This window comes from Lewinella sp. (assembly GCF_050633125.1).
GTDB lineage: Bacteria > Bacteroidota > Bacteroidia > Chitinophagales > Saprospiraceae > Lewinella.
The window spans coordinates 559-5,180 of record NZ_JBOEFX010000129.1 but is presented as its reverse complement, the minus strand read 5'-3'; the positions used below and the strand labels follow the sequence as shown (position 1 = coordinate 5,180).

Sequence of the window (4,622 nt, the reverse complement as noted above, 5' to 3'; positions counted from 1 at the left end):
TAGCGTACCCTTTGTTCCCAACCTAGAACTTGCCAAGGCCGACCATAAGAAAGGTGATAGGGCCAGCAAATTCGTGCATAAGCAAATGTGGGGAGTTGCAGGGCTAGCTCCGTAAGCACTCGCCAAGAAAAGTCCTGTAATTGCTTCGGTGTTTTTAATTCTCTGGGCGGAAATAAAAAAGGCCCAAGGCGCGGGCATAATGGCGGGGGCGTAATTGTTTTTAGTCCAAATCTTGTCTTTTCCTGAAAAGGGAGGATTCCTAGTAGTAGTTGCTCTTTATCCTCTACCTTTACATAATTCCACGCCGATTCACCAGCAATAGCGTCTAAATACCATTGTTGATAAGGAAATTGTGAAGGCCAAGGATCCCCCCTTCTTTGCATTCTAAAGATTTACTGTAAACCAATACTTGAATTTCCAAAGATAAACATCTCATGGCATCAAAATCATGTTTAAAAGCTTATAGTTATATTGGGATACTTACATTGATAGGCCTACTACTCAGACTCTATGGGGTAAAAGACGAGAGTATCTGGTTAGACGAGTCAGTATCGGCTAAGATTAGTATGCTTCCATTGCATGAATTACTTGACTATGCAATAAGTAAAGATGTCCATCCTCCTCTTTACTACATTATTCTACATTATTGGACTCTATTTTTTGGTAATTCAGAGCTAGCATTACGCTTACCATCTGTATTATTTTCCACCGNNAAGTATTCCTCTCTTTTATTTCTTTTCTAAAAATATTTTTAACCAACGAATCGCAGGTATAGCAACCACCCTTCTAGTATGTTCTCCTCTTTCTATTTATTACGCCCAAGAAGCTCGTACTTATAGCTTTTTTATTTTTTGCACTTTAGGGTCATTGTATTTTTTGCACCTGATTCTCCTGGAAAAAAAATACGTTCTAGGCACGCTCACTGCTTATATATTATTCACTTGTGCTTTTTTGTACCAGCACGTTTATGGCATCTTATTTTTTGCAGCTCAAATAACATTTATTGGTATAGGGGTTTTCTTTTTCAACCTCAGTCTAAAAAGGAAGCAATTAAGATTTCTGATCATATCTTTCTTATTGATTTTACTCATCTATAGTCCATGGATAAGTATTTTAGTCACTCAAGTCAACAGGGTCAATTCTGGTTATTGGATAACAGAGCCTGGACTTAGAAACTTGATATCATCCATCTTTCAATTATCTATTTCAAAAGAATCTGCTTTATTGCTTTTGCTAGCTTGGCTATTCCATAACTTCATTTTGAAGAGAAAATCATGGCAAACGCTAAAATACCATGGGCATCTATGGTCTCTACAAATTCTACTTATTTCTCTCTGGTTTATTGTACCTATCAGTCTTTCATTTCTCATATCAAAAATAACAGCACCAATATTTTTACTACGCCCTCTTCTGCCCATTTCATTAGCAGCATACCTATTAATTGCATTAACAATTGATTCAATTGACAATAAATACGGAGTGAAAAGGATTACTTTTTCAGTGATCTTGCTATTATCGCTGTATAAGGTAATCGTAGAATACAAGACAGCTACGAAGGAAAATTGGCGTGGAGCGGCCTCATGGATAAAGGAACAACATCTAGATAAAAGCATTCTGGTCCACGCCAATTTTTGCAAAACCCCATTAGAATATTATCTAAATGAGCAACCCTCAACAATCGGCTTACCAATCGACAATTCACCAAGTTTATTATTTGAAAGAGCTGTAATTATCAGCGATCTTGAAAGCCTTTCCCCAGTATTTGAAAAAAAACTATTCTTCATAATTTCTCATCAAAAACAAACAACTCCTTGGCTTCTTGAACAGTTTTCTAGCTACTCCTATTTATGTACTGACTCTATATCATTTGATGGAATAACGATTTTCGAACTTAACAGAACTAATTAATTTTATTAAATACGAATGAGACTTCTATTCTCCATCATCATCCCCACTTACAATCGAGCGAAGCTATTGCCTAATGCTATTGAAAGCGTGCTGGCACAATCGTATGACCATTGGGAGCTTATCATTGTCGATGATGGCTCTACCGATAAGACTTCAGAGGTTGTAGAACCTTACTTAAGTGATCACCGGATAAAATATTATTGGCAAAAAAACAAGGAATTAAATGGTGCACGAAACAGTGGAATTGAACTAGTCAGCGGCGACTATATTGCTTTTTTAGATGATGATGATGCTTATCTAGCAAATCACCTAATGATATTAGCACATTCTATCAGTGAATACAAAGGGCCAACTGCAATATTTAAAACTGATATGCTTACACGGTATAGAACTAAACAAACGAAAGGGGATTTAATTCGCACCGATACAAAAATCCAATCATTTTGGTTTTCCCCTACCAATTTGTTGTCGTTTGCCTTTCCTCGCCTGCTTTTCCAGGATTTGGTCTTTGATGAACAATTTTTACTAGCAGAAGATTTTCACTTTTTAATTACAGNNTCTAATTAAGTACCCAGTAGTGCAAACAAATGAAGCGACCGTCCTATATACACTACAGCCCGAAAGTAGAAGCCTCAAGTATTTTTCAGAAGAGCATACCACTAACAAAATAGCAGCGATCTCTTCTATTTGGGAAAAACACCAACCATATCTCAGTCAACATCTCCCTAAGTATGCTTTTTCTTGGAAAATCAATAGAGAGTACCTCCATTTTGCCAGGTTAGCTTTTAGGGCTGGTCAAAAAAGCCTCGGCTGGAAATATTTTAATGAGGCTTTAAAGGCCCCTAGCCGAAAACTCTTGAAGACCTATTTAAGAACATTCATTCTGGGTTCTGTAGGAATCTGAATCCAATTTTATTCAAATAAAATTTCATCGCTCGCCATAAAGAATCAGGAACAAATCGCTTCAAATTATTCTTTAGGGTCGCAAATCGCTTTAATCCTAGCATATTTACAAACAAAGCATCCCAATATGGAATGTTTAATGATTTATTGGCTTCAATTCGAAATTTGATTGGCAAATATTGATCAAAAAGTAATTGAGCTTTAACGGGGTCATAGCAAGCGAGCATACGAACATGATGATACAGACAGAGATAAAAATATTGCTGGTTTTGTTTCCAATATTCAATTTTATTCTTTTTAAGGTATTGAATCAGCCTGATACTAATTAATGAATGAGAATAGAGTGCTCTTTCTTTATTCTGAGTAGTTATTCTTTCAAATGCATCATTATGATAGACCGAAGCGGGAGTTTTATCTAAAACTACATTCACTTTTTTTTGCAAAAGACGCAATAGTAAATCAGTGTCTTGACCATTTGTTACCGATTCATCCCACCCATTTACCATTTCAATTGCAGCCCTATGGTATAAATTTGCTGAAGTTTGACCACAATGGGATACATGTCCTAAGCCTTTCCATACATCATCCCATAATGTTAAAGCAATAAACCTAACCCCCATATGGGTTTCAAGCGGCGTTCCTAGCACAATTCCTCCAGGCTCTATCAACTTCAATTGCCTCAATAATTTGCCTGGTAGCAATTCATCATCAGCATCCAAAAACTGTATATACTTCCCCTCTCCCATTCTCCAACCACAATTCCTGGCAACCGAGGCTCCACTTTTTTTCTCTTTTACAACCTTTAATTTTGAAGGGTGTTTTTCAGCTAAGGTTTGTAAAACAGCGTAGGTATTATCCGTAGAATTATTTTCTACCGCAATAATCTCAATCTCCACACCTTCTTGCCGGAGACAAGAGATAATGGCTCGTTCTACAAAAGCAGCAGCATTATGACAAGGGATGACAATGGTAATCAGCATAATTACAAATTTAAACAACTCTTATCATCTGAATAATCCTATTTTTGATCTCGTGCAGCAACCTCCCTTAAATATTCTCATGCTTTGCTCCTGGTACCCCAACCGGGTACAACCTACCAATGGTAATTTTGTCGAAAAACACGTTCGGCTTGTTGCAACTTCTCATCACGTAACCGTACTACAAGTAGAACATGACCCTGCCTTTAAAAATGGTCAAACACAATGGGTAAACTCCGAAGAGAATGGCTACCAGATGCTTACCGTTTACTTTGGTTGGAGGTTCGGAAAATTGATCAAATTACTGTTTCGGCTATTGCTTTTTTGGAAAGCTTTTTTACGCCTTCGCCAGCAAGGTAAAACATTCGATTTAGTGCATGTGCATGTGGCCATGCCAGGTGTTTTATTGGGATATTTATGGAAAAAGTGCTACCAGCTACCTTTCCTACTCAGTTGTCACGCCTCCGGTTTTTTGAGTGCCAACCCTACTCCTTATCCTTGCTTTAAGCAAAAAACACTGGTTTGGGCAGCCAATGCAGCGGAGAGGGTCTGCCCCGTTTCCCGTGCGCTACAGTTAGCTTTACAAGAACGCGGATTGACTGCTCCGGTTACGGTCATCCCCAATGTAGTTAACACACAATTATTTCAGTCGCCAGCAAAGCGCCAAGACTATTCGACTATTCGGCTATTACATATCTCGAATTTTGATCCTGCGGCAAAAAATGTAGAAGGTATTCTACGGGTAGCAAACACTCTTGCAAAAGAGGGTTTCCCTTTTCACCTTACTATTGCTGGTGATGGTGATCAATTAAGTGTCCAGAAATATGCGGAAGC

The 4,622-nt window shown here is 37.9% G+C and carries 1 protein-coding gene and 3 pseudogenes; 2 read left to right on the top strand and 2 right to left on the bottom strand.

Features of this window, described 5'->3' with window-relative positions; genetic code table 11:
- Positions 1-383: pseudogene (locus ACRBG0_RS24595) on the bottom strand (hypothetical protein); the annotation flags it as partial.
- A gap of 1,540 nt (positions 384-1,923) precedes the next feature.
- Between ACRBG0_RS24595 and ACRBG0_RS24590 the strand changes: the two are divergent.
- Positions 1,924-2,464, top strand: a pseudogene (locus tag ACRBG0_RS24590) (glycosyltransferase family 2 protein); the annotation flags it as partial.
- A gap of 322 nt (positions 2,465-2,786) precedes the next feature.
- Here ACRBG0_RS24590 and ACRBG0_RS24585 read toward each other — a convergent pair.
- Positions 2,787-3,791: a glycosyltransferase family 2 protein gene (locus ACRBG0_RS24585; protein WP_431489488.1), complete on the bottom strand. Its 1,005-nt coding sequence runs from the start codon at positions 3,789-3,791 to the stop codon at positions 2,787-2,789.
- Here ACRBG0_RS24585 and ACRBG0_RS24580 point away from each other — a divergent pair.
- A pseudogene (locus tag ACRBG0_RS24580) lies at positions 3,772-4,622 on the top strand (glycosyltransferase); the annotation flags it as partial. The gene ACRBG0_RS24585 and the pseudogene ACRBG0_RS24580 overlap by 20 nt on opposite strands.